This is a genomic window from Nocardia amamiensis, assembly GCF_015477605.1.
Classification (GTDB): Bacteria; Actinomycetota; Actinomycetes; order Mycobacteriales; family Mycobacteriaceae; genus Nocardia; species Nocardia amamiensis_A.
This window is the reverse complement of record NZ_JADLQX010000018.1, coordinates 98,351-119,843: the sequence shown is the minus strand read 5'-3', so window position 1 is coordinate 119,843 and position 21,493 is coordinate 98,351. Positions and strand designations below refer to the sequence as shown.

Sequence of the window (21,493 nt, the reverse complement as noted above, 5' to 3'; positions counted from 1 at the left end):
CAGGATCGTCAGGGTGGCGGGCCGACCGCGAGGACGGCGCGTACGGCGCTGCGGAGGTATTCCCGCGCCCGCGGATCGGCGAGCCGCTCGCGCCGCAGCAGCACGGCGGTGGGCAGGTCGACCAGGCACAGGGTGATCACGTCGACGGCGCGGCGGTCGCCGCGCTGCCACAGGTGTTGCGACAGCCGGATCATCAGCTCGACCAGCATCCGGTCGGTCGCGGCGAGTTCGGCGGCGACCGCCTCGGGCAGCTCGCCCAGCAACTCCTCACGCCGCACGGCGAGCAACAGCCGCGACGAGTCCGGATGCCGCTCGGCGAACACCGCGGGCGCCTCGGCGGCCGCGACCACGGCCTCGACGCCGTCACTGCTGCCCAGTGCCGCGTCGACCAGCGCGGTTTGCAGGTCGAGGAATCGGCGCGCGGCGCGCAACCAGGTGCGGCCGAGCAGTTCCGCGCGCGACCCGAAGGTGTGGTAGATCGCGCCGTTGGACATGCCGGTGGCGGCCGCGACCGCGCGCGTGGTGACCGCGGCGGGGCCGCAGCGAACCGCCAGTGATTCCGCGGCGTCCAGCACGGTTCCGGGGTCGTGCGTCCGGGGTCGGGGCATGACGCCACTATAACAGAGCATTTGCTCTGTTATGGTCCGTTGTCCCGCAGACCGGATAACCCAGCGGCGCTGACTATTTCAGCTGGTAACAGGTACTAACGGGTACCTCGGGGTACGCCGCGGTACTTCGCCCGGCGCGGTCCGGCCGACGCTACGATGGGGTACTGTTCGGTCCCTCACCCCCCTGCCCGAACGAAGAGAACGGCGCCGCGAATGTCACGTGTGGTCACCAAGGAGCAGTACTTCGACACCGGCTTGGAGGTGCTCGCCGAATTCGGTTTCAAGGGCCTGAACATCGGCGTGCTCTGTCGCCGCCTCGGCGTCACCAGCGGGTCGTTCTACCACCACTTCGGCAGCTGGCAGGGATTCGTCGACGCCTTGCTCGACCACTGGGAGAACCGCCAGGTGCGCATCCTCGGGACGATGCCGTTCAACCAGGGCAACCCCGACGACGACATCCGCGCCATGTCCGACCTCGCCGCCGGACTGCACCACGCCGCCGAAGCCGCGATCCGCGCCTGGGCCGCCAACGACGAATCGGTCAACCTCGCCCTCAAACGCGTCGACGAATCCCGCAGGCGCACCGTTCACAAAGCGATCAAAGGCGTCGTCGGTGACGACGACACCACCGCCGTGGTCACCTCACTGGGCATGGCGATGCTCATCGGCTACCAGCAGATCGCCGCGGGCGGCGAGGACGTCTCACTGGACGAGCTGCTGGCCGAATACGCGCGCCTGATCTACTCGCACGCCCGCGCCTGACCCCGCATGGACTATCCGAGCAGTTCGTCGACATAACACCACCGCCACGCCTCACCAGGCTCCACGCTGCGCATCACCGGGTGCCCGCTGTCGGCGTAGTGCTTGGTCGCGTGGTTGCCCGGCGAGGAATCGCAGCAGGCGACATGCCCGCACGACAAGCACATGCGCAGATGCACCCAGTTCATCCCTTCCGCGACACACTCGGCGCATTCGTCGGGACCGTCGTGCGTACGCACCAAAGGCGCGGAACGCAAATGCGCGCAGGTGTCCTCACTCGGCGGCGCCGCCAATGGTTCGACCCGCTCCTCCTCGGCCTCGTCGAAGCGGTCGATCATGGACTCCTCCAGGTCCAATCGGGCCAGCACGTATTGCAGGATCTCGTGATCCACCGTGCCCGAATCCCGCACCCGTAAGACGGTTTCGCGTTCGGCGCGCAACATCTCCAACCGCAGCCGCCGGTACTCGGCGGTGGGCGTGACCAGTTCCGATTCCGCCCGCCCCAGCCGCTCCCAGGCGGCGTTGGTCTTCCACGTGACGCGACTACGCAATGTCTCCACCACACCGGGCGGCGTATCGGGGGTGACTCGCGCCTCCAGCACGGCCAAACCCGCCGCGGTCGCCTGCTGCATCAGATTGGCTTTCTGCAACGCGTCCTCCGCGCGGCTGGGCCCGCGCAACCGCAGCCACCGCACCAGCCACGGCAGCGATGTGCCTTGCAGCAGCAGCGTTCCCGCCACCACCACCAGCGCCAGCAGCTTCAGCACCGGCAACTGCGGAGTGTCCTCCGGCAACAACAGCACCGCCGCCAGCGTCACCACACCGCGCATGCCCGCCCACGACACCACGACCAAATGGCTCGCAGGCACCGCGCCGCCCATACCGAGACTGCGGGACAGCAGCGACGAACCGAACACCCACACCGGCCGTGCCAGCACTGTCGCCGCCAGCACCGCCAGCGCCGCCAGCACCAGGGTGCGATGATCGAGCCCGCTGCGCCACGCCCCCTCCAGGATCCCGCGCACCTGCAACCCGATCAGGACGAACACCGCGCTCTCCAGAATGAACTGGATGGTCCGCCAATTGATGCGCTCGGCGATCCGCGACGCCGCGCTCTGCCACACCGGCGCGTTGTGCCCGAGAATCATGCCGCAGGTGACCACCGCGATAACCCCCGAAGCGTGAATGCCCTCGGCAGGCAGATACGCCGCGAACGGCGCGAGAAACGACAACGTCGTATCCAGCACCGGATCGGTGATGCGCCGCCGCAGCATCGCCAGCAGGTAGGCCACGACGATCCCGACCGCCGCGCCGCCACCGGCCGCGAGGACGAAGTCCGCACCAGCCTCCCAGATCGAAACCATCCCCGCCATCGCCGCCAACGCCGTCCGCAACGCCACCAGCGCGGTGGCGTCGTTGAACAGCGACTCGTCTTCCAGAATCGTGACGATCCGCCGCGGCATCCCGATCCGGCGCGCCACCGCCGTCGCGGCCACCGCGTCCGGCGGCGCCACCACCGCCCCCAGCGCGACCGCGACCGCGAACGGCACCGGCAACAGCCACCACACCACCACCGCCACGACGAACGTCGTGAACAACACCAGCCCCACCGACAGCAACGCGATCGTGCGCATGTTGGCCCGGAAATCCACCAGCGACGTGCGAATCGCGGCGGTATACAGCAAAGGAGGCAGCAAACCGAGCAGAATGATCTCCGGCTCCAGGTGGATCTCCGGCACGAACGGCAAATAGGAGGCCGCCACCCCGGCCAGCGTCAGAACCAACGGCTCGGATACCCCGAACCGACGCGCCAGCGCCGCCAACGCGGCCGCCGACGCAACGAGAACAACCAAGCCGATCGCGACGTCCACGGTGGAATTCTCGCAGAGCGCCCGATCGGCAAACGGCCCGCGCGGTACATGACACGTGCGCGACCGACCGAATTACTGTGCCAGGGCGCTCGCACGCGCCATGCTTGTCGGCGACGAGGAGGTAGGACATGGAGGAGTTCGCAGCCTGGCGGGCGAACGGACGACGTCTCACACATCGCGGCCACCAGATCTTCTGGCGCGACGGCGGCGGCGGCACGGACGGGACGCTGGTGTGCATCCACGGATTCCCCACCGCGTCCTGGGACTGGCACCGCATCTGGCCCAGCCTGTGCGAACGCTTCGCGCGGGTCATCGCCCCGGACATGATCGGCTTCGGGTGGTCGGCGAAACCACGCCACTACGACTACCGCATCGCCGACCAAGCCGACATCCACGAGAACCTGCTGCGCGACCAGGGCATCCAGCGATTCCACGTGCTCGCCCACGACTACGGCGACACCGTCGCCCAGGAACTGCTCGCCCGGCACGCCGAACGCCGCGCGGCCGGTGACGAGTCGCTGATGCTGGAATCGGTGTGCCTGCTCAACGGCGGCCTGTTCCCCGAGACCCACCGCGCGCGGCTGGTCCAGCGGCTGCTGGCCAGTCCGCTCGGACCGCTGGTCGGGGTGCTCGGCACCGAGCGCACCTTCCACCGCAGCCTGTCGGCGGTCTTCGGGCCCGACACCGAACCCACCGACGCCGAACTGCACCAGTTCTGGCTGCTGTGGTGCAGCAAGCACGGTAAACGCAACGGCCACAAGCTGATCCGCTACATGGCCGAACGCCGCAAGCACCGGCAGCGCTGGGTGGCGGCCCTGCAGCAGACCGAGGTACCGATCCGGCTCATCGACGGACTGGCCGACCCGGTCTCCGGCGGCCACATGGTGCGCCGCTACCGCCAGCTGATCACCGACCCCGACGTGGTGGAACTGCCACGCATCGGCCACTACCCCCAACTGGAAGCACCCGAGGAGACCCTCGCGGCCCTGCTGGAATTCCACGGCAACCGGGTGGACAAGCCCACCTCCTGAGCACGGGGGACAGGTCGTCGCGGACCGGGCCGCGACGACCTTTATGGCAGACGCCATAATGGCGGTATGGCAGCGACACGCCGAGCCCGCAGCGACAGTTCCCCACGCCCCCGGCTGGGGGACGCGCGGCGGCGGATGATCGACGGCGCGATCGACTCGCTGCGCGTGCACGGCGCCAGCGCCACCAGCGTCGACCGGGTACTCGCGGCCACCGGCGCGCCACGCGGCTCGGTGTACCACCACTTTCCCGGCGGACGCACCGAGCTGATCACCGAGGCGATCGGCACCGCGGGGGAGCTGATGTCGGCATTCATCGAACGCCTCACCCGCGACAACGACCCCGCCACCGCCCTGGACCGGTTCGCGGCGATGTGGCGGCGCACCCTGCTCGACAGCGACTTCCGCGCCGGCTGCCCCATCGTCGCCGTCGCCGTCGAAACCAACGACGACGCACCGGAGTTCGCCCGCCTCGCCGGAGAGGTCTTCCACCGCTGGCACCACGCGCTCACCGAGATGCTCCAGCGAAACGGCGTGCCCGCCGACCGCGCACGCCGCCTGGCCACCCTGACCGTCGCCGCGTTCGAGGGCGCCATCGCGCTGTGCCGCGTCCACCGCGACATCACCCCCCTCGACGACGCGGTCGGCGAGTTGCGCGACCTCGTGTCCGCCACCCGCTGACCGGCGCGAACCGCGGAGTCTGCCACCCGCAGTCCCGCCGCCCGCCTCTTGACACACCCATTATGGTGTATGCCATAGTCGGTAGCAGGCCGAACAACCCCTCGAATAACCCTCGCCCGGGCACACTCTCGCGTTCCGACCGCTGACGCGCGCACCGAAGGAGCCGCCGATGTCCGCCGCCGACCTGCACCTCGAGACCATCGAACTCACACGAGACGGGCGGGTACTCACCGCGCGAGTCGTGGCGCCACCGTGGAACTTCGTCACCCCGGCGGTCGTCCGCGACCTCGACACCCTCACCGCCGCGGTCGACACCGACGACACCATCGGCGCGGTCGTGCTCACCGGCGGGCTCCCCGGCCGCTTCCTCACCCACGCCGACCCCGCCGCCCTCACCGGCATGATCGAGCTGCCGCACCCGTTCATCCCCGCCCGCGCCGCAGCGCCATTCCTGCGCACCGCCGCGGCCGCACTGCGCCTGCCCGGCGCGGCGGCACTGGTGGAACGCCGCGGCGGAGGACTCGGCGCGGGACTGGTCTGGGGCTACCGCTGGAAACGCACCACCTTACGCATGAACCGCTCCGGCGTCGCCTACCTCGCCGCCATCAACGGACCCGCGCTCGGCGGCGGCCACGAGATCGCCCTCGCCTGCGACCTGCGCTACGCCGCCGACGCCGACCACATCCGCCTCGGCCAGATCGAGACACTGGCCAACCTCATCCCCGGCGGCGGAGCGACCCAACGCCTGACCCGCCTGCTCGGCGCCGCCAAAGCCATCGAGATCACCCTCGAAGGCGCACCCCTCACCGCGCAGCAAGCCCTGCACCTCGGGCTGGTACACCGCGTGGTCGCCACCGGCGAACTCCTCGCCGAAACCCAGGCGACCGCGGCCCGCCTGGCCGCCCGCAACCCCGTCGTCATCGCCGAACTCAAACGCGCCGTCTACTTCGGCACCGACAAGTCGCTGTCCCGCGGCCTGGACATCGAACAGGCCGGATTCGTCTCCGTCGGCACCACCGCCGCGGCCGCCCGCACCACCAGAGCCTTCTTCGAGGACCTCGACCGCCTCGCCGACACCCCATTCCTCGCCGACCCGAAACCATGGCTGGACGGCACCCGCGTAGACCAAGTGAGCAAATGACCGCATCCACCACACCGCCGGCCACCGGAGCATGGCACAAGACCGCCTGCATCCTCTGCGAGAACAACTGCGGACTGCTCATCCAGCTCGACGACCGCCGCTTCACCAAGATCCGCGGCGACAAAGACCACGTCGCCTCCGCCGGCTACACCTGCAACAAAGCGCTGCGGCTGGACCACTACCAGAACGGCGGAACCAGGCTCACCACCCCACTGCGCCGCGAACCCGACGGCAGCTTCACCGAAATCGACTGGGACACCGCCATTTCCGAAGTCGCCGCACGGCTGACCGAAATCAAGGACAACTACGGCGGCGACAAGATCTTCTACTACGGCGGCGGGGGACAGGGCAACCACCTCGGCGGCGCCTACAGCACCGCCCTGCGCCGCGCCCTCGGCAGCCGCTACCGCTCCAGCGCCCTCGCCCAGGAGAAGACCGGCGAAGGCTGGGTCGACGCCCACCTCACCGGCGGACACACCACCGGCGACTTCGAACACGCCGAAGTCTCGATCTTCCTCGGCAAAAACCCCTGGCAGTCACACGGCGTCCCACGCGCCCGCACCGTCCTGCAACAGATCGCCAAAGATCCCGCCCGCACCATGATCGTCCTCGACCCGGTGCGCACCGAAACCGCCGACCTCGCCGACATCCACCTCCAAGTACGCCCCGGAACCGACGCCTGGTGCCTGGCCGCCCTGCTCGCCGTCCTCGTCCAAGACGACCTCGCCGACCACACCTTCCTCACCGAGCACACCACCGGATCCGGCACCGTCCTCGCCGACCTCGCCCACATCGACGTCGCCGCCTACGCGGAAATCTGCGGCATCCCCGAACACCTGCTGCGCAGCACCGCCCACCGCATCGGCACCGCCACCAGCGTCGCCACCTACGAAGACCTCGGCGTCCAGCAAAGCCCCAACAGCACCCTCATCTCCTATCTCAACAAACTGCTGTGGCTGCTCACCGGCAACTTCGCCAAACCCGGCGGCATGCAACCCCATTCGTGGATGGCGCCACTGGCCGGTTACAGCCGCCAGATCAAACGCAGCCCCGTCACCGGCGCACCCCTGTTCGGCGGCATGCTGCCGTGCAACAGCATCGCCGAAGAGATCCGCACCGACCACCCCGACCGATTCCGCGCCATGATCATCGAATCCGCCAACCCAGCGCATTCGCTGGCCGACTCCGCCGCCTTCCGCGACGCACTGGACGCACTCGACCTGGTCATCGTCATCGACGTCGCACTCACCGAAACCGCCCGGCACGCCGACTACGTCCTACCCGCGGCCAGCCAATTCGAGAAATGGGAAGCCACCTTCTTCAACCTCGAATTCCCGCACAACACCTTCCACCTGCGCGCCCCGGTCCTCGACCCGCTCCCCGGCACCCTGCCCGAACCAGAGATCTACGCCCGGCTGCTGCGCGAACTCGGCGCCGTCGACCGCGGCAAACTCGGCCTGCTGCGCGCCGCGGCCCGACTCGGACGACGCCCCTACGCCTGGACTTTCGCCGCACTGCTGGCCATCGACAAATCCCTCGGCGGCCTGGCCCCCTACGTGCTCTACGAAACCCTCGGCCCCACCCTGCCCGACGGCGCCCGCTCCGCCGCCGTGCTGTGGGCGCTGACCCAACGCGTCGCCAAGGTCTACCCGGCGGCGATGCGCCGCGCCGGGCACCGCGACGCCGACGCATTGTTCGACGCCATCCTCACCAGCCGATCCGGAGTCACCTTCACCATCGACGACTACACCGACGCCTGGGACTACCTGCCACACCCCGACAAACGCATCCCGCTGGCCATCCCGGAACTCCTGCACGCCCTACGCGAACTCGCCGCCACACCCGCCACCCACACCAGCGCGGAATTCCCGTTCGTCCTCTCAGCGGGGGAGCGCCGCTCCTTCACCGCCAACACCATCTTCCGCGACAACACCTGGCGCCGCCGCGACCCCGAAGGCGCACTGCGCCTCAACCCCGACGACGCCACCCGCCTCGGCCTCACCACCGGCGACCGCGCCCGCATCACCACCCGCCGCGGCAACGCCGTCGCCGCCGTCGAAATCACCGACCGCATGCAACCCGGCCACGCCTCCCTGCCCAACGGACTCGGCCTCGACCTACCCGCCGGCGACCGCACCCAGCGCGTCGGCGTCGCAGCCAACGAACTCACCGACCTCACCTGGCGCGACGCCATCGCGGGCACCCCCTGGCACAAACACGTCCCCGCCCGGATCGAACCCGCCTGACCACCGATCGCGACGCGGTGTGTGCGGTGATCGCGCCCGCCGCGGATCCCGAGTCGCAGGCCACACCCGGCATGTCTGCCCGATCAGCACTTGCCACACCCGAGCAGCCCTACAGTCATCGCATGGCATTCCAGCTCGAACTGCAACCCGCCCCACCGTTGCGGTTGACCCCGGAGTGCCTGGTGCACACCGGAACCGCGCGCCTGTTCCGCACCGGCATGCTCGTCCAGACCTCCGGCGCACCACCCGAACCATTCGGTTTCTTCCTCCCCGAGGCCGCCGCCCTCTCCGACGATGCACCCGAACCACACGTCTGGGCCGAAGCATTCCTGATGAACGCCGTCGCCACGTCGACCTCCGGCGCCTACCCATTCGGCGTAGCGCACGTCGAAGCGGGATACCTGCCCGACCCACGCGGTGGCACACATCGCTGGCTGCACCTCGGCGGAGCCGCCCACATCGGCAGGGAACTGCGCCTCGGCTACCGGGTCACGGTCCGAACGCGCTGACACACACAGCGCACGCACCGCGGCAAGACCCGCACCATGCCACGTCAGGCGCTCGGCGCGGGCTCGCGCTCGCTCACCCGGTCACCATCACCGTGCTCGACGGGCGCACGCGTCACCGCCACCCACGTGTTGTTCACCGCCGCGGCCCCCGAGAACATGTCCGTCACCCCCGGATCATGCAACAAGTTCACATTCGCCCCCGGCAGCGACGCCGCCACCGTCCAACCGACTCCCGGCTCCTGATGTCCCCACCCATGCGGAATCGCCACCGTCCCGACCCGGATGTCGTCACTGACCTCCAACGGCACCACGATCGAACCGGTCCGCGAACGCACCGTCACCCGCTCGCCGTCACCCAACCCGCGCGCGGCCGCGTCCTGCGGATGCATCAGCGCCGTACAGCGATCCCGCCCTTTCACCATCGCAGGCACATTGTGCAACCACGAATTGTTGCTGCGCAGATGACGGCGGCCGATCAACTTCAAATCGAAGCCCTCCGCCGGTGTGGTCAACGCCTTCCCAGCCCGCGCATCCGCCAGCACCTCCCGCGCGGCAGCCACGAAATCCTCCGGCGCCAAACAGACCTTCCGATCCTTCGTCCCGATCAACGACCGCAGCCGAGGCCGCAGCGGCCCCAGATCGATCCCCCCAGCCGCCGCACGCGCCTTACCCACCGTCAACCCCTTGCGACCACGCTTCAAGACCCCATACGGGCCCGTCACCACTCCGACCGCGGCTATCCGCACGGGACTGATCCGATCGAACACCCCGTTCAGCACCCGCCCGGTGAACCGGCGCGCGGGCAACCGCACCACCTCGGTGATCAACCGCGCCATGATCTGCCAATCCTCCAACCCGTCGGCGGGCGGCTCTAACACCCGCGCGTCGAAACGCAGGTTGTTGCGCACACTGAACAACGGGAACAAGATGCTGACGTCCTCCCGCTCCAACGGCGAAATCGGCGGCAAGATGATGTCGGCGTGCCGCGTCGTCTCCGTCACGTACATATCCACGGCCACATAGAAATCCAGCGAATCCAGCGCTTCACCCAACCGGCCGCGCTGCGGCGTCGACAACACCGGATTGCCCGCATACGTGATCATCGCCCGGATCCGCCCCGGACCCTCGGTCAGGATCTCCTCCGCCAACGCCGCCACCGGCAACTCCGAACGGAACGACTTGTAGGTCCCCGACCGATCCGTCCACGCCCCGTACCCCATCGGCAGATACTTCGCATACCGCGCAGCGTCGATCGGCGGCGTCGCGAACATCTGCCCGCCCGGCCGATCCAGATTGCCCGTCACCGCGTTGATCGTGTTCACCAACCAATGCGTCAGCGTCCCCGTCACCTGCTGACACACCCCGATCCGCGCGTACAGCACCGCCGACGGCACCGCCGCGTGCTCCCGGGCCAGCTCACGAATCGTCTCCGCATCCACACCCGCGTGCGGCGCCATCCGCTCCGGCTCCGCCTCGACCACCAGCGCACGCAACTGCTCCCAGCCATTGCTCACCGCGCGAACAGCCCGCTCATCACACAACTCTTCGACGACCAGCACATGCAACATCGCCAGCAGCAGATACACGTCACCACCAGGGCACACCGCGACATGCTGATCGGCCAACCGCGCCGTCTCCGTCCGCCGCGGGTCGATCACCACCACCTTCCCACCGCGCCGACGCACCTCACGAATCCGCTGCTTCGCATTCGGCATCGTGGTGATCGACCCATTGGACACCGCGGGATTCGCCCCCAGAATCACCAGCCGATCGGTCCGATCGATATCGGTCACCGGCATCAGCACATTCGAGCCGAACATCCGCCAAGCCACGAACTCCTGCGGGAACTGATCGATCGACGACGCCGAGAAGAAATTCCTCGTCAACAACGCCGCACGCAACATCACCGCATACAGAACCGACGAACTGTGCGCCGCCGGGTTGCCCAGATACATACCGATCGCGCTGCTCCCGTGCACCCGGCGCACCTCGCGCAGCCGCCGCCCGATCTCCTGGAACGCCTCGTCCCAACCGATCGGCTCGAATGACGAACCCACCCGCCGCACCGGGGTACGCAACCGATCCGGGTCGTGATGCAACCCGCCCATCGCCGTCGCTTTGGGGCAGATGTATCCCTTCGACAGCACGTCCTCCGGGTTACCCTCGATCCGCGTCACCTGGTCACCCTCGACGGTGACCAGTATTCCGCAGTGCGCCTCGCACAACGTGCACTGCCGGGCAATGGTGCGAGTACTCATGGATTTTCACCTTCTGCCGGGTCGCCACCCACAGGCTAACCGGGCCCGCCATTTCCGTACAGGGCTCTATGTTCCGTGGTTCCGGGCATGCACCCGCATGTCATGCCATCCGTCCGTGTGCGGCGCGGCGCTTGCCCCTCCACCACGAACCCCGCCTTCACCGCGGCACGACGGCAGATCGTGCACCGAATGCAGCACCTCCAGCCGGGGAAAACCGGCCTCGAACGCCCACCGGGTGACAACCTCCAGCGCGCTCGGCATCACACCGCGGCCCCGCCATCCTGGAGCGGGTTCAATATCCGATCTCCGCCAACAGCCCGCAGGGGAGCGGGCTACACGTTCGAGGTGGCGGACCCGCTGGCGACAGCATGCGCTTTCGGCGGCGCGAATCCGGGCAAGAACCGATTCGCCGTAGGAATCATCAGGTGGATCAGCGGTCCGATCCCGAACGCGTACACCAGAGTTCCGATACCGACGCTGCCGCCCAGAACCCACCCGATCGCCAACACCGTCACCTCGATCGCCGTGCGCACCACCCACACCGATTCACCGGTCCGCCGAACCAGTCCGGTCATCAGCCCATCTCGCGGTCCCGGACCCATGCCGGCCCCGATGTACAAGACACTCGCCACCGCGTTCAGTACCACAGCGACACCCATCGCACCCACCCGCACCATGAGCGAATCCCACGATGGCAACCACGCCAGCCCCGCATCCACCGACAGCGCGATCACCACGACATTGCTCACCGTGCCGAGCCCGGGCAACTGCCGCAACGGAATCCACGCCAGCAGCACCACAACACCCGTAATCGCCGTCACCGCACCGAAACTGATCGGCACATGCCGCGCGACTCCCTGATGGAACACATCCCACGGATCCAGCCCCAGCCCCGCCCGCACCATCACCGCCATCGAGAACCCGTACAACCACAACCCGACGTACAACGCGATCAACCGACGAACCAGCACCGCCCCAGCCTGCCCCGGACTGGACCCAAGAACCAGAGCCACTCACCGATCGCTGGCCCGCAAAACAGAATCCACCGAACATCGTCACCAGAGTGATGGCGCCACAAATTTCATCACTGTGACGTTTCTATGCGGCCAGTTGGGTGGCCAGGGGAGAGGCGTCTAGCGAATTCCCAATATTCACCAGTCATCCCGAAGACCGCCTAGAGTTACCACCGGCCAGCACCCTGATCCAGGCTGGCACTCGACAACTCATTTCAGGCCGAGCGGCGCGTGCGATGCTCGGCGACGTGCACCCGATTCGAGCAGCGCGTCGAACAGAACCGGCGCCGCCCATTGCGGGAGGTGTCGATGAACACCAGTCCGCAACCGGCACGGGCGCAGCGGCCGATACGGTTCGGATCTTCGCAGAACAGCTCCGCCAGCCCCGCCGCGGTATACGCCTTCACCCGCTCATCCATCGGCGCATCCTCACGCGCGTAGTGCAGGTGCGGCTTTCGTCCATCGTGCGTGGAGATATACGGCTGACTGGTGGTCTCCGCCAGCAGCGCGTTGAGCAATTCCACGCTGGGGTTACCGAAGACCTCGTCGAGTCTGGCTATCCACCGCCGCAGTCCGGCGAGCCGGCGGGCGTTCAACGACCCGAGCGGCTTGTACCCGGATTCGTCCAGCAGCCGGATCAAATCTTGCTCCGGCTCCGCGTTCACCAGCCGGGCCGCCAACTCGGCCGCCGCGCCACCGTAAGGGTTGAAATGCACAAAGCCATTACATCAGGCTGAGACCATGGTTGCTACCTGTCCCGCCTGCTCCTGGCCCGCACCCGTCCCGATCTCCGCACACGGCCCGGTGCGCTACCTGCGCTGCGTCTGCGGCCAATGGCTGATCAGCGAACACGGCACCATCGTCGCGGCCGCGGGACGCAGCACGCTGGGCGACGAAACAATGCCGTCCGGAGCGACCTGAATGTTCGCAAAGTTCGCATCCGCCAACGGTTTTCACTACCGCAAAGATCCTGCCACGAATGTGCGACCGCAAACTCGACAACATGGCTGAAGTGCGGCACGGGGCACCTGGCAGCCGTTCCAGGCAGACTCCGCGAACAATCGAGCAATGACCGCACCACACAATCACAACCCAGCTCACCGGCTACCCCGAAATTACCGCCGATAATCAACATTATGTCAACTAGAGGACGCACCGCCCTTGCTCGCACGCACGGCCATCTCCCCGCTCGACGCGAGGTTGGTCCAGCGCCGGACCAACCTCGCAAGATGATCCGGCACCGAGACAATCAGTTCAGGACAATGTTTCGGCCAACTCGGCGTGCAGGTCGAACAAAGCGGGAATCTGGTCCGCTGGGCGGCGACCCATGCCGCACTCGGTGGCGATGCCGAAGTCGGTTACGGCCGTGCGGGCGGCTTCGATGCGTTGCAACGCCCCCGCTTTGCCGTCCGTAGCGTGGACCAAGCCGAGATAGAGGTCGGTTTCGAGTGGAAGCGCGAGGTCGGCAAGGGGCTTGAAGTACTCCGCATCGGTGCGTGAGCGCGGAACCGGCAGGTGGATCCACTGGACCGGCCGGTCCAGTCCTGCCACGATGCGTCCCGCTACCGCGGCCAGCCGGCCGGTGTCGACGGGTTCGGCGAAGTGACGGTGACCGAAGTCGCCGTAGCAGAGGTGATAGCCGACTTCGACCGGTTCGGGCACCGCGGCACCCAGCCGGACGAGCCGCTTCCCCACTTCCTCGAGCTGGGTCGGATAATCGGTTCCGAACCAGGACGGGAACACGCCCTCGAAAATCGCGAACTCGACCGCGGTATCCCATTGCACCGCGAGCTCGTCGCCTGGAATGCCATCGAGGATGATGGCGAGTTCGGCGAGCAGTTGCGCCTCGTATCTGCGCTCCAACTCCCCCTGCGGTCCCGCGACGAAGGCCCCGATCACCGCGATCGGCGTCGGCAGGCATACCTGGAATCGGGTGCCCTCCGGGATCGCGCCGTCCTCGCGCAGCCGCCGGAACACTTGCCAGGACTCCAGAGCGGCCTCCGCGTACCCCAAGGGACCGAAGTCGATTGACGCCGCATCTACGCCCGGCTTGGGTTGCACTCGTTCGCTCGGCCCGTATTCCGGGCTCGGTGGCGGAACGGTTTCCAGGTCCGGATGCGCTTGCATCTTGGGAAGCTGCCAGACCACCCAGTTGTCGCGCACACCGGTTTCCCCGTCCGGAATACGCTTCAACCGGGTCCCGATCCGCCCTGCGGCTTCCGAGAAAACCGTTCGCGCATCAGCCAACGGCACACTGCCGCACAGATGTACTCCGCGACCCCTACCCACCGCAACCTCCTACGCATGGCCTACCGCTACTCGCGCCGACCTGGGCGAAACCAGCCAGTTGCCACGCACCCTCGGCAAGCTCGGATCGACCGGGCGGCAATCGATCAGGTCGCGCTACGCGATGCAGCGTAGGCGCAGGCAGAAGGCTTGACTCCCCAAACCTGGGAAACAGCTGGCGACCGGTTCACTCGCGGAATGCGGCGCTGCAGCCGCCCTTCCCACGCGCACTGCACGCGGCCGGCGGCACACCGTGGCTCGACTTCCAGGACGCATCGGCACACTCCCCCAGGTCATGATCGCGTCTCACGTAGCCCTCTATGCGGTTCTTGAAACGTAATGGCGGACAGAGTCTGGATATCGGAGCGAAGAGGTTTGTATATGCATATATACGCAGATTTACGTATCCAGATGTTCTGTAGTGGGCGCGCGGTCAAGTCGAAACGCGACGATCGAGTGAAATGTTCAGAGGCATGCGAGGGCCCAGCTCCACCGCGTCACCGGCCCCAGCGCCGTCCTCTTTGGCGCGACGACAAGCACTCCCCTACACCACCATCGAGACTCCCCGCCCGGGCGGTCGATCCACTTCCCGCAAAAGCCAAGCGCGCGAGGCTTTTGCAGACCAACGATTCGATTTGCCACATCATCGAGCCCACTTACTCGACCCGACAACGCTATTCGCGCACAGATCGAGAGTTGAACTAATGTTCGAGCGGTGCTCGGACATTCACATGCGACCAGCGGCGCGCTGGCTTGGTCGGCGGCGGCAGCGGTGCTGCCGGTGACGGTACTGACCTATCCGGCCCTGCAGGATGCGACGGGGCATCTCGGAACGGTCGATCTGCTGCTCGGGGTGTTTCTCACCGCGGGAGCCGCGCTGCTCCCGGATGCGGACCATCCCGACGGCACGATCGCGCACGCGTTGGGCCCGATTACGCATACCGCATGCCAGCTCATTTCGTGGATCTCAGGCGGCCATCGCCGCGCGACACATTCCCTCGCGTTCGTCGCGGCCGTCGCGTTCGGCACTTGGGCGGGCGAGCATTGGCTCGGCCGCTGGTTCACCCTGAGCCTGGTCTTCTTCCTGCTGGCCTTGGCTGTGCGCGCGCTGCATCTGTGCCCGTCCGGCAACGGCTTCAAGTCGTGGGGGCCGATCGTGGTTCTCGCCGCGGGAGGCACCTTCGCGATGCAGCACTGGATCGCGGACAAGCCGGTTTGGCTGCCCTTCGCGGTGGGACTGGGCGCGTTGGCCCACTTGCTCGGCGACTGTCTCACCGACCGGGGTTGCCGCCTGTTCTGGCCCTTCGACATCCGCGTCAGTTTCCCGATCATCGATCGAACCGGCAACAAGGTCGAAATGTGGATCGTGTCACCGCTTTTCACGCTCGGCACGCTGGCCATCCTTTGGTACACCATCACCCACCAGCCCTGACGTACAGCACCCGCCGCTACCGGATCAGTGCCAAAATGATCCCGAAAGCGGCGGACCAGTCGTGGTTCCATAGGCGTTCTCCGCGAACACCTACTCCCGAGCCTTCGGGCTCCCCTGGCGTCCTTGCTGATTGGAAGTTGTGGGTGTTTGCTCCGGCGGAACTTGAAATGAGATATGTATAGTTAGATGCGAATATCTACGTAAGAACATGTCATTCGCAGGTGGTCGGTATCAGGGGAGATTTATTTCATTCCGGCCCGTTCACCTCGAACCGGAACCGCGCTCCCCTAGTGGCGTAGTTTCCGCGGAGAATTCCGCACTCCCCCGGCTACCCTGATCCCATGCTCGCTTCGACCATGCAGCCGCAGCGCTGGACGCCCCCTCCTGCTCCGGCTCGCGCCGGTCAAACCCGCAGCGTTCCACCCCTTCCCGAGGTCAGAAGGATCGAGCTGCCCGGAGCCGGCCCCGAGGATGTGGTGCTCTCCCCCGACGGCAGGATCGTGGCGGGCACCGACGATGGCGCGATCCTCAGCATCGATCCGGCGACCGGCGACGTGCGTGAGCTCGTGAACACCGGAGGTCGTCCGCTGGGTCTGCACGCCGACCCCGATGGTCGAGTACTCATCTGCGATTTCGAGCGCGGACTGCTGGAGTTGGACGCCGAGGGCACGCTCACGGTGCTGGTCGACGAGGTCGACGGTGAGCGTCTCCGGTTCGCCAGCAACGTCGTCCGCGATACCGACGGCACGATCTACTTCTCGGCGTCGTCGAGCCGGTACTCCCTTGCCGAGTACATGGGCGACATCCTGGAACACTCCGGCACGGGCCGCCTGTTCCGCCGCGATCCCTCGGGCTCGGTGGAGACGCTGATCGACGATCTCCAGTTCGCCAACGGCGTGGTCCTCGCGCCCGAGCGTTCCTGCGTGCTGGTCGCCGAGACCGGTGGCTACCGGGTGACGCGCTACTGGCTGACCGGCCCGAAGGCGGGAACGCGGGACCGGTTGATCGAGAACTTGCCCGGATTCCCGGACAATATGGGTCTCGGCAGCGACGGCTTGGTGTGGATCACGCTCCCTTCCCCGCGAAATCCCTTGTTGGACCGCCTTCTTCCGTTGCCGGGCATCCTGCGGCGGGTTGTGTGGACGTTGCCGGAGTGGGTGCAGCCGAAGCCGGCGCGAACGGTGTGGGTGATGGCGGTCGATTTCGACGGCGGGGTCGTGCACGATCTGCAGGTTGAAGGAACGGATTACTCGATGGTGACCGGTGTGGTCGAGCAGGACGGCGTGCTGTATCTCGGCAGTCTCACCGAGTCGGCGGTGGCCGTGTCGCGGGTGCCGTAGCGACGGGGTGCTGGGTGGAGCGGGGCATGGCGTGTTCATGCCCCGCTCATGCCTGCGCTCGGCTCCGGCGTGCGCGATGGCGCTGTGTCGATGATTCGCGCGCTCGGTGGTCTAGAGGAGATCTTCGGGGTCGGCGTCGGCTTCGAGACGGACGTCGGCGGTGAACCGGGCTTCGGGGTCGTCACCGTCGGTGTGTGCGGCGTAGAGCAGCAGGCAGCCGCGGATGCCGTCGAGGAGGTCTTCCAGGAGGTCGAGCGCGGGGCGCGCGGGGTCGAGGCGGCTGATACGGAAGCCGGTGAGCATCGCCTCACGCGTGTCGGCGTCGACGCCGAATCGGTGTGCCTGCGTTTCGATTTCGGCAACCTGGGCGACGAGGCTCCACGGCGCCGGGACGCGGCCTTCGTGCACGGCCATGGCTTCGGCGATGAGGTCGAGGACGACCTCGGTGGGGGTGTCGCCCGCGGCGAGTCGTTCGAGGACGAGGGTGGGTGTTTCGACTTGGAGCGCTTCGATGTCGTCTGCTTCGGCGACGACGTCGGTGGTGGGTACGTTCGCGGCCTCGCCGGCGACTTCGGCCGCGGCGTACAGCCAGTGTGCGGCGGCGACCGAAGCCGAAGCCGGGTCGAGTTCGGTGAACAGTTCGATGGTGCCGAGCGGGTCGGCGCGCAGAAGTGCGTCGGCGGCGTGGACTTGGGCCGGGGACACGTCGGGGCGGGACAGTTCGACGGCTTGGCGGGCGCGGCCGGAGAGGTCGCCGCGTTCGGCGGATTCGATGGCTTCCTGTTCGGCGCGTACTTCGGCGAGGAGGGTGTCGCGCAGGGCGTCGTCGCCGATGTCGTGCAGGGTGCGTCCGATGCGGTGGGCGGATTCGACGACTCCGCTGTAGGAGACGAGGAGGCCTTCGTCGGTGGGCAGGTTGGGGCTGCGCAGCGCTGCTTCGACTTGTTTGAAGTTCCTGCGTTCCTCGGCGCGCCGCCATGCTTCGCTGTTGGGGACGTCAGGGTCGCCCGCGGCACTGGCCGGATGGGTGTAGGTGCGCCACTGGAACCGCGACAGGGTGGTCAGGTTCGACGCCAGATCGGTGGCCTGGTCGGTGGTCACCTGCGGGGGCAGCGTGGCCACCGCTTGGGCGAGGTCACCTCGTCCGGTCGCCCAGGTGGCGACGAGGGCGGTGCGGTCGGCATCGAATGCGTATCTGGTCACCCGGCAAGTCTGGTCGATCGGCGGCGGATGTGCGCGGTCAATTGCTGCGCTCTTGTGGTGGCGTGCGGCGTTTCGCGAGGACGCGCAGGAGAGGATCGAAGTCGGCTTCGTTCATGAGAGTCGGGCCTGGGTGCTGGAGCTGGCTGCGGCGTCGCTGGGCGGCGTCGCCTTGGGGTTTGCGGATTGGTGAGAAGTATTGCGGCGGCGTCGGATACGACGGTGTCGGCCGGTGGCCGGGAAGGGCGGTGGCGCTTCGCGATGGAATGTCGAGTCGGCACGCCGGAGGGCTGGCGGATGCCCGGGGCTGCGTGGGGTTGGCGCGGCGGTATCGAGGGAGAATCGTGTCGGTTTCGCGACCGGCGACACGCGGAAGGCTGCACCAGAACACAGCAATCATCCAGTTACGCTACGGCGATGCGTACACGCAGTTCCCGGAGCGGGTTGGCCGCGCTGTCGACCGCGGCGGCCATGCTGATGGTGTCCGGCGTTTCCGCTGCTCATCCGCCTCGGGAGGTGGCGCCGTTCGAGGCGGATTTTTTGTGGGGCGTGGCGTCGTCGGGGTTTCAATCTGAAGGTCATGCACCGGACAGCAACTGGTCGCGCTATATCGCGTCGGGTGCGACGGCCGACCCGTACCGCGATTCGGTGGACTTCACCCGCCGCTACATGAACGATATCGATCTGGCGGCGCGGCTGGGTGTGCGGGTTTACCGGGTGGGCATCGAGTGGGCGCGGTTGCAGCCCACGCCGGACATGTGGGACGAGGCGGCGTTCGGTTTCTACGACAATGTGATCGCGCGGATTCTGGCGGCGGGCATGCGGCCGATGCTGACCTTGGATCACTGGGTGTATCCGGGATGGGCGTTGGACCGTGGCGGGTGGCGCAATCCGGGGATGGTCGAGGACTGGCTGGCGAACATGCGCAAGGTGGTGCAGCGGTATTCCTCGCGGGGTCCGTTGTGGGTGACGTTCAACGAGCCTGCCGCGTATGTCGGCACCGAGTTGCGTACGGGCGGGATCAGCGTCGAGGAGGCGCCTGCGATGGTCGATCGGATCGCGCAGGCGCACAACGAGATCTACGACGTCATCCATCGGTTCCGGCCGGATGCGATGGTGACCAGCAATCTCGGCTATGTGGCGGGTGCGGAGACGGAGGTCAATCAGCCGATTGTCGATCGGATCTCGGCGAAGCTGGACTTCGTCGGGGTCGATTACTACTTCGCTCCCCTGCCGCAGACCGGGGAGGCGGCGCAGGGCGGTGCGGTGGGTGGGGTCCCGATGTGGGAGTTGCCGGTGCATCCGGAGGGTGTCTACTACGCGTTGCGGCATTACGCGCGTCAGTTTCCGGATCGTCCGTTGTATGTGGTGGAGAACGGTCTTCCGACGGAGAACGGGCAGGTTCGCCCGGATGGCTACACCCGTGCGGATCATCTGCGGGACACGGTGTATTGGTTGCAACGCGCGAAGGCCGATGGAATCAACGTGATCGGCTACAACTATTGGAGCCTCACCGACAACTACGAGTGGGGTACCTACGCGCCGCGGTTCGGGCTCTACACGGTCGACGTGCTGACCGATCCGACGTTGGCTCGCCGGCCGACCGACGCGGTCGATGCATATACCCGGCTGATCCGCCAGGGCGGCGTAGAGCCGAGCTACCGCCCGACGCGCGCTCCGGTTCCCTGCATCGAGATCGACGCGCCGGACGCCTGCGCCGGAGAGGGGCTTGCCGAGGGGTGATGGGTCCCCAGAGGTCTTCGGTCCTGGTGGGGAGGGCCATGTTCGATGCGCGGCGCGGAGTGGCGGGGTTCCGGTAACGTCGGCGGGAGTACGTGTCGCGTTCGCGGGTGGTGCATGCTCCATCCGGAAAGGTGATCCATGACGTCCGACAGTCACCTCCCGCTCGGCCTGCGGTATCCGGCGGCCTCGTTTTCGGAGTGCCTGCGCCGGTACGCGCCGCAACTGCTGCCCGACCCTGGTGTGGGCGGTGGGGGCGATGCGGACATCGCGCCGCATGGGACGACGATCGTCGCGGTCAGTTATCGCGGTGGTGTGCTGCTGGCCGGTGACCGCAGGGGCACGATGGCGCACATGGTGGCGACGCGCGATATGCAGAAGGTCGTCATCACCGATACCTATTCGGCGGCGGGTTTCGCGGGCACGGTGGGGATGGCGTTGGAGATGATCCGGTTGTTCGCGGTCGAGCTCGAGCATTACGAGAAGATCGAGGGGGCGTCGCTGACGTTCGACGGCAAGGCCACGAAGTTGTCGGCGATGGTGCGGGCCAATCTGCCTGCGGCCCTGCAGGATATGGCGGTGATTCCGCTGCTGGTCGGCTATGACGCGGACGCGGTCGATCCGGAGCGGGTGGGGCGGATCGTGTCGTACGACGCGGTGGGCGGTCGTTATGAGGAGCGTTTCGGCTATACCGCGGTGGGTTCGGGGTCGGTGTTCGCGAAGTCGTCGCTGAAGAAGACCTACCGTCGCGGCATCGAGGAGCAGGAGGCGCTGCGGATGGCGGTGGAGGCCCTGTTCGATGCTGCCGAGGACGATACCGCGACGGGCGGCCCCGATCTGCTGCGCGACATCTATCCCACTGCGGTGGTGGTCGATGAGGAGGGGGCGGTCGAGGTTCCGCCCGAGGGTCTCGCGGAGATCGCCCGCACGGTCGTGGACGCCCGGGCGGCGGCGGAACGGCACTGAGGGGCGTGGCTCTCTTGGCGGCTGCTGTCGCCGTGAAAATCGCTGCCCACAGCGACTTCTCAGCGCCGGGAATAGTGATCGAAGTCCCAGACCCGCGTTGTTAAGCCCGTCACAGTAATTACGATCGGCCGCGCCTGGCGAAGCGTCGACGCACCGGAAATCCACCGGTCCAGAACCGGAATGGGCGGCAAAAGTCGAGATATCGTCGGTCGAGAAATGTTACCGACGGGTTGGATCACATCCGTTGCTCGCATCGCCGGGAGCTGCGACAACGCGTGGGATATCGATCACGCTTGCTCCCTTTCGGCGGGATGCTTACGGTGATTTCGTCGATGGCCGATGGCGCCCATTCGAATTCCACCTCATCGAGAAGTTGCGACTTTCCTACCCTCCGGGCAATTTGTGCGTTATCACG

Annotated in this window: 18 protein-coding genes; 11 read left to right on the top strand and 7 right to left on the bottom strand. The window is 67.1% G+C overall.

Annotation, left to right across the window (positions count from 1 at the left end; genetic code table 11):
• Positions 1-8: 8 nt before the first annotated feature.
• Positions 9-608: a TetR family transcriptional regulator gene (locus IU459_RS23510; RefSeq protein WP_195131730.1), complete on the bottom strand. Its 600-nt coding sequence runs from the start codon at positions 606-608 to the stop codon at positions 9-11.
• 213 nt (positions 609-821) lie between these two features.
• Between IU459_RS23510 and IU459_RS23505 the strand changes: the two genes are divergently transcribed.
• The gene (locus tag IU459_RS23505) at positions 822-1,370 is read left to right on the top strand and encodes a TetR/AcrR family transcriptional regulator (protein ID WP_195131729.1); all 549 of its coding nucleotides are present in this window, start codon (positions 822-824) and stop codon (positions 1,368-1,370) included.
• Between the two features lie 11 nt (positions 1,371-1,381).
• Here the strand turns inward: IU459_RS23505 and IU459_RS23500 are convergent, their stop codons facing one another.
• Positions 1,382-3,238, bottom strand: a complete 1,857-nt coding sequence (locus tag IU459_RS23500; RefSeq protein ID WP_195131728.1) for a Na+/H+ antiporter — start codon at positions 3,236-3,238, stop codon at positions 1,382-1,384.
• A gap of 128 nt (positions 3,239-3,366) precedes the next feature.
• Here IU459_RS23500 and IU459_RS23495 point away from each other — a divergent pair, with 128 nt between their 5' ends.
• The 5 genes from IU459_RS23495 (at position 3,367) to IU459_RS23475 (ending at position 8,843) form a co-directional block, all read left to right on the top strand.
• A complete protein-coding gene (locus IU459_RS23495) occupies positions 3,367-4,269 on the top strand; it encodes an alpha/beta fold hydrolase (RefSeq protein WP_195131727.1) in 903 nt (300 codons plus the stop codon).
• A gap of 66 nt (positions 4,270-4,335) precedes the next feature.
• On the top strand, positions 4,336-4,947 hold the full coding sequence (locus IU459_RS23490) for a TetR/AcrR family transcriptional regulator (RefSeq protein WP_228838385.1): 612 nt from the start codon (positions 4,336-4,338) through the stop codon (positions 4,945-4,947).
• Positions 4,948-5,116: 169 nt separating this feature from the next.
• On the top strand, positions 5,117-6,088 hold the full coding sequence (locus IU459_RS23485; protein WP_195131726.1) for an enoyl-CoA hydratase/isomerase family protein: 972 nt from the start codon (positions 5,117-5,119) through the stop codon (positions 6,086-6,088).
• Complete coding sequence (locus IU459_RS23480; RefSeq protein ID WP_195131725.1) at positions 6,085-8,334, top strand: molybdopterin-dependent oxidoreductase; 2,250 nt, start codon at positions 6,085-6,087, stop codon at positions 8,332-8,334. Before IU459_RS23485 ends, IU459_RS23480 begins: the two co-directional genes overlap by 4 nt.
• 122 nt (positions 8,335-8,456) lie before the next feature.
• A complete protein-coding gene (locus IU459_RS23475; protein ID WP_195131724.1) occupies positions 8,457-8,843 on the top strand; it encodes a hypothetical protein in 387 nt (128 codons plus the stop codon).
• Between the two features lie 44 nt (positions 8,844-8,887).
• Here IU459_RS23475 and IU459_RS23470 read toward each other — a convergent pair whose 3' ends face one another.
• The 3 genes from IU459_RS23470 to IU459_RS23460 all read right to left on the bottom strand — a co-directional run bounded on the left by IU459_RS23470 (position 8,888) and on the right by IU459_RS23460 (position 12,830).
• Complete coding sequence (locus tag IU459_RS23470) at positions 8,888-11,101, bottom strand: molybdopterin oxidoreductase family protein (protein ID WP_195131723.1); 2,214 nt, start codon at positions 11,099-11,101, stop codon at positions 8,888-8,890.
• A gap of 332 nt (positions 11,102-11,433) precedes the next feature.
• On the bottom strand, positions 11,434-12,072 hold the full coding sequence (yczE, locus tag IU459_RS23465; protein WP_195131722.1) for a membrane protein YczE: 639 nt from the start codon (positions 12,070-12,072) through the stop codon (positions 11,434-11,436).
• Positions 12,073-12,329: 257 nt separating this feature from the next.
• Positions 12,330-12,830 (bottom strand): CGNR zinc finger domain-containing protein, encoded by a 501-nt coding sequence (locus tag IU459_RS23460; RefSeq protein ID WP_195131721.1) that lies wholly within the window; start codon positions 12,828-12,830, stop codon positions 12,330-12,332.
• A 25-nt stretch (positions 12,831-12,855) separates the two neighbouring features.
• Between IU459_RS23460 and IU459_RS23455 the strand changes: the two genes are divergently transcribed.
• Positions 12,856-13,035 (top strand): hypothetical protein, encoded by a 180-nt coding sequence (locus tag IU459_RS23455; RefSeq protein ID WP_228838384.1) that lies wholly within the window; start codon positions 12,856-12,858, stop codon positions 13,033-13,035.
• 333 nt (positions 13,036-13,368) lie between these two features.
• Here the strand turns inward: IU459_RS23455 and IU459_RS23450 are convergent, their stop codons facing one another.
• Entirely contained in the window at positions 13,369-14,277 is a 909-nt protein-coding gene (locus IU459_RS23450) for a hypothetical protein (RefSeq protein ID WP_228838383.1), read from the bottom strand.
• 838 nt (positions 14,278-15,115) lie between these two features.
• Between IU459_RS23450 and IU459_RS39775 the strand changes: the two genes are divergently transcribed.
• Both IU459_RS39775 and IU459_RS23440 read left to right on the top strand, forming a co-directional pair.
• Positions 15,116-15,832, top strand: coding sequence for a metal-dependent hydrolase (locus IU459_RS39775; RefSeq protein ID WP_195131718.1), 717 nt, complete (start codon positions 15,116-15,118; stop codon positions 15,830-15,832).
• Between the two features lie 341 nt (positions 15,833-16,173).
• Positions 16,174-17,172: an SMP-30/gluconolactonase/LRE family protein gene (locus IU459_RS23440; protein ID WP_228838382.1), complete on the top strand. Its 999-nt coding sequence runs from the start codon at positions 16,174-16,176 to the stop codon at positions 17,170-17,172.
• Between the two features lie 111 nt (positions 17,173-17,283).
• Here IU459_RS23440 and IU459_RS23435 read toward each other — a convergent pair whose 3' ends face one another.
• Positions 17,284-18,375: a hypothetical protein gene (locus tag IU459_RS23435; RefSeq protein WP_228838381.1), complete on the bottom strand. Its 1,092-nt coding sequence runs from the start codon at positions 18,373-18,375 to the stop codon at positions 17,284-17,286.
• Between the two features lie 414 nt (positions 18,376-18,789).
• On the opposite strand from IU459_RS23435, the gene IU459_RS23430 reads away from it, so the two are divergent.
• Complete coding sequence (locus IU459_RS23430; RefSeq protein ID WP_195131717.1) at positions 18,790-20,115, top strand: family 1 glycosylhydrolase; 1,326 nt, start codon at positions 18,790-18,792, stop codon at positions 20,113-20,115.
• A gap of 138 nt (positions 20,116-20,253) precedes the next feature.
• Positions 20,254-21,078, top strand: coding sequence for a proteasome subunit beta (gene prcB, locus IU459_RS23425; protein WP_195131716.1), 825 nt, complete (start codon positions 20,254-20,256; stop codon positions 21,076-21,078).
• Positions 21,079-21,493 lie beyond the last annotated feature (415 nt).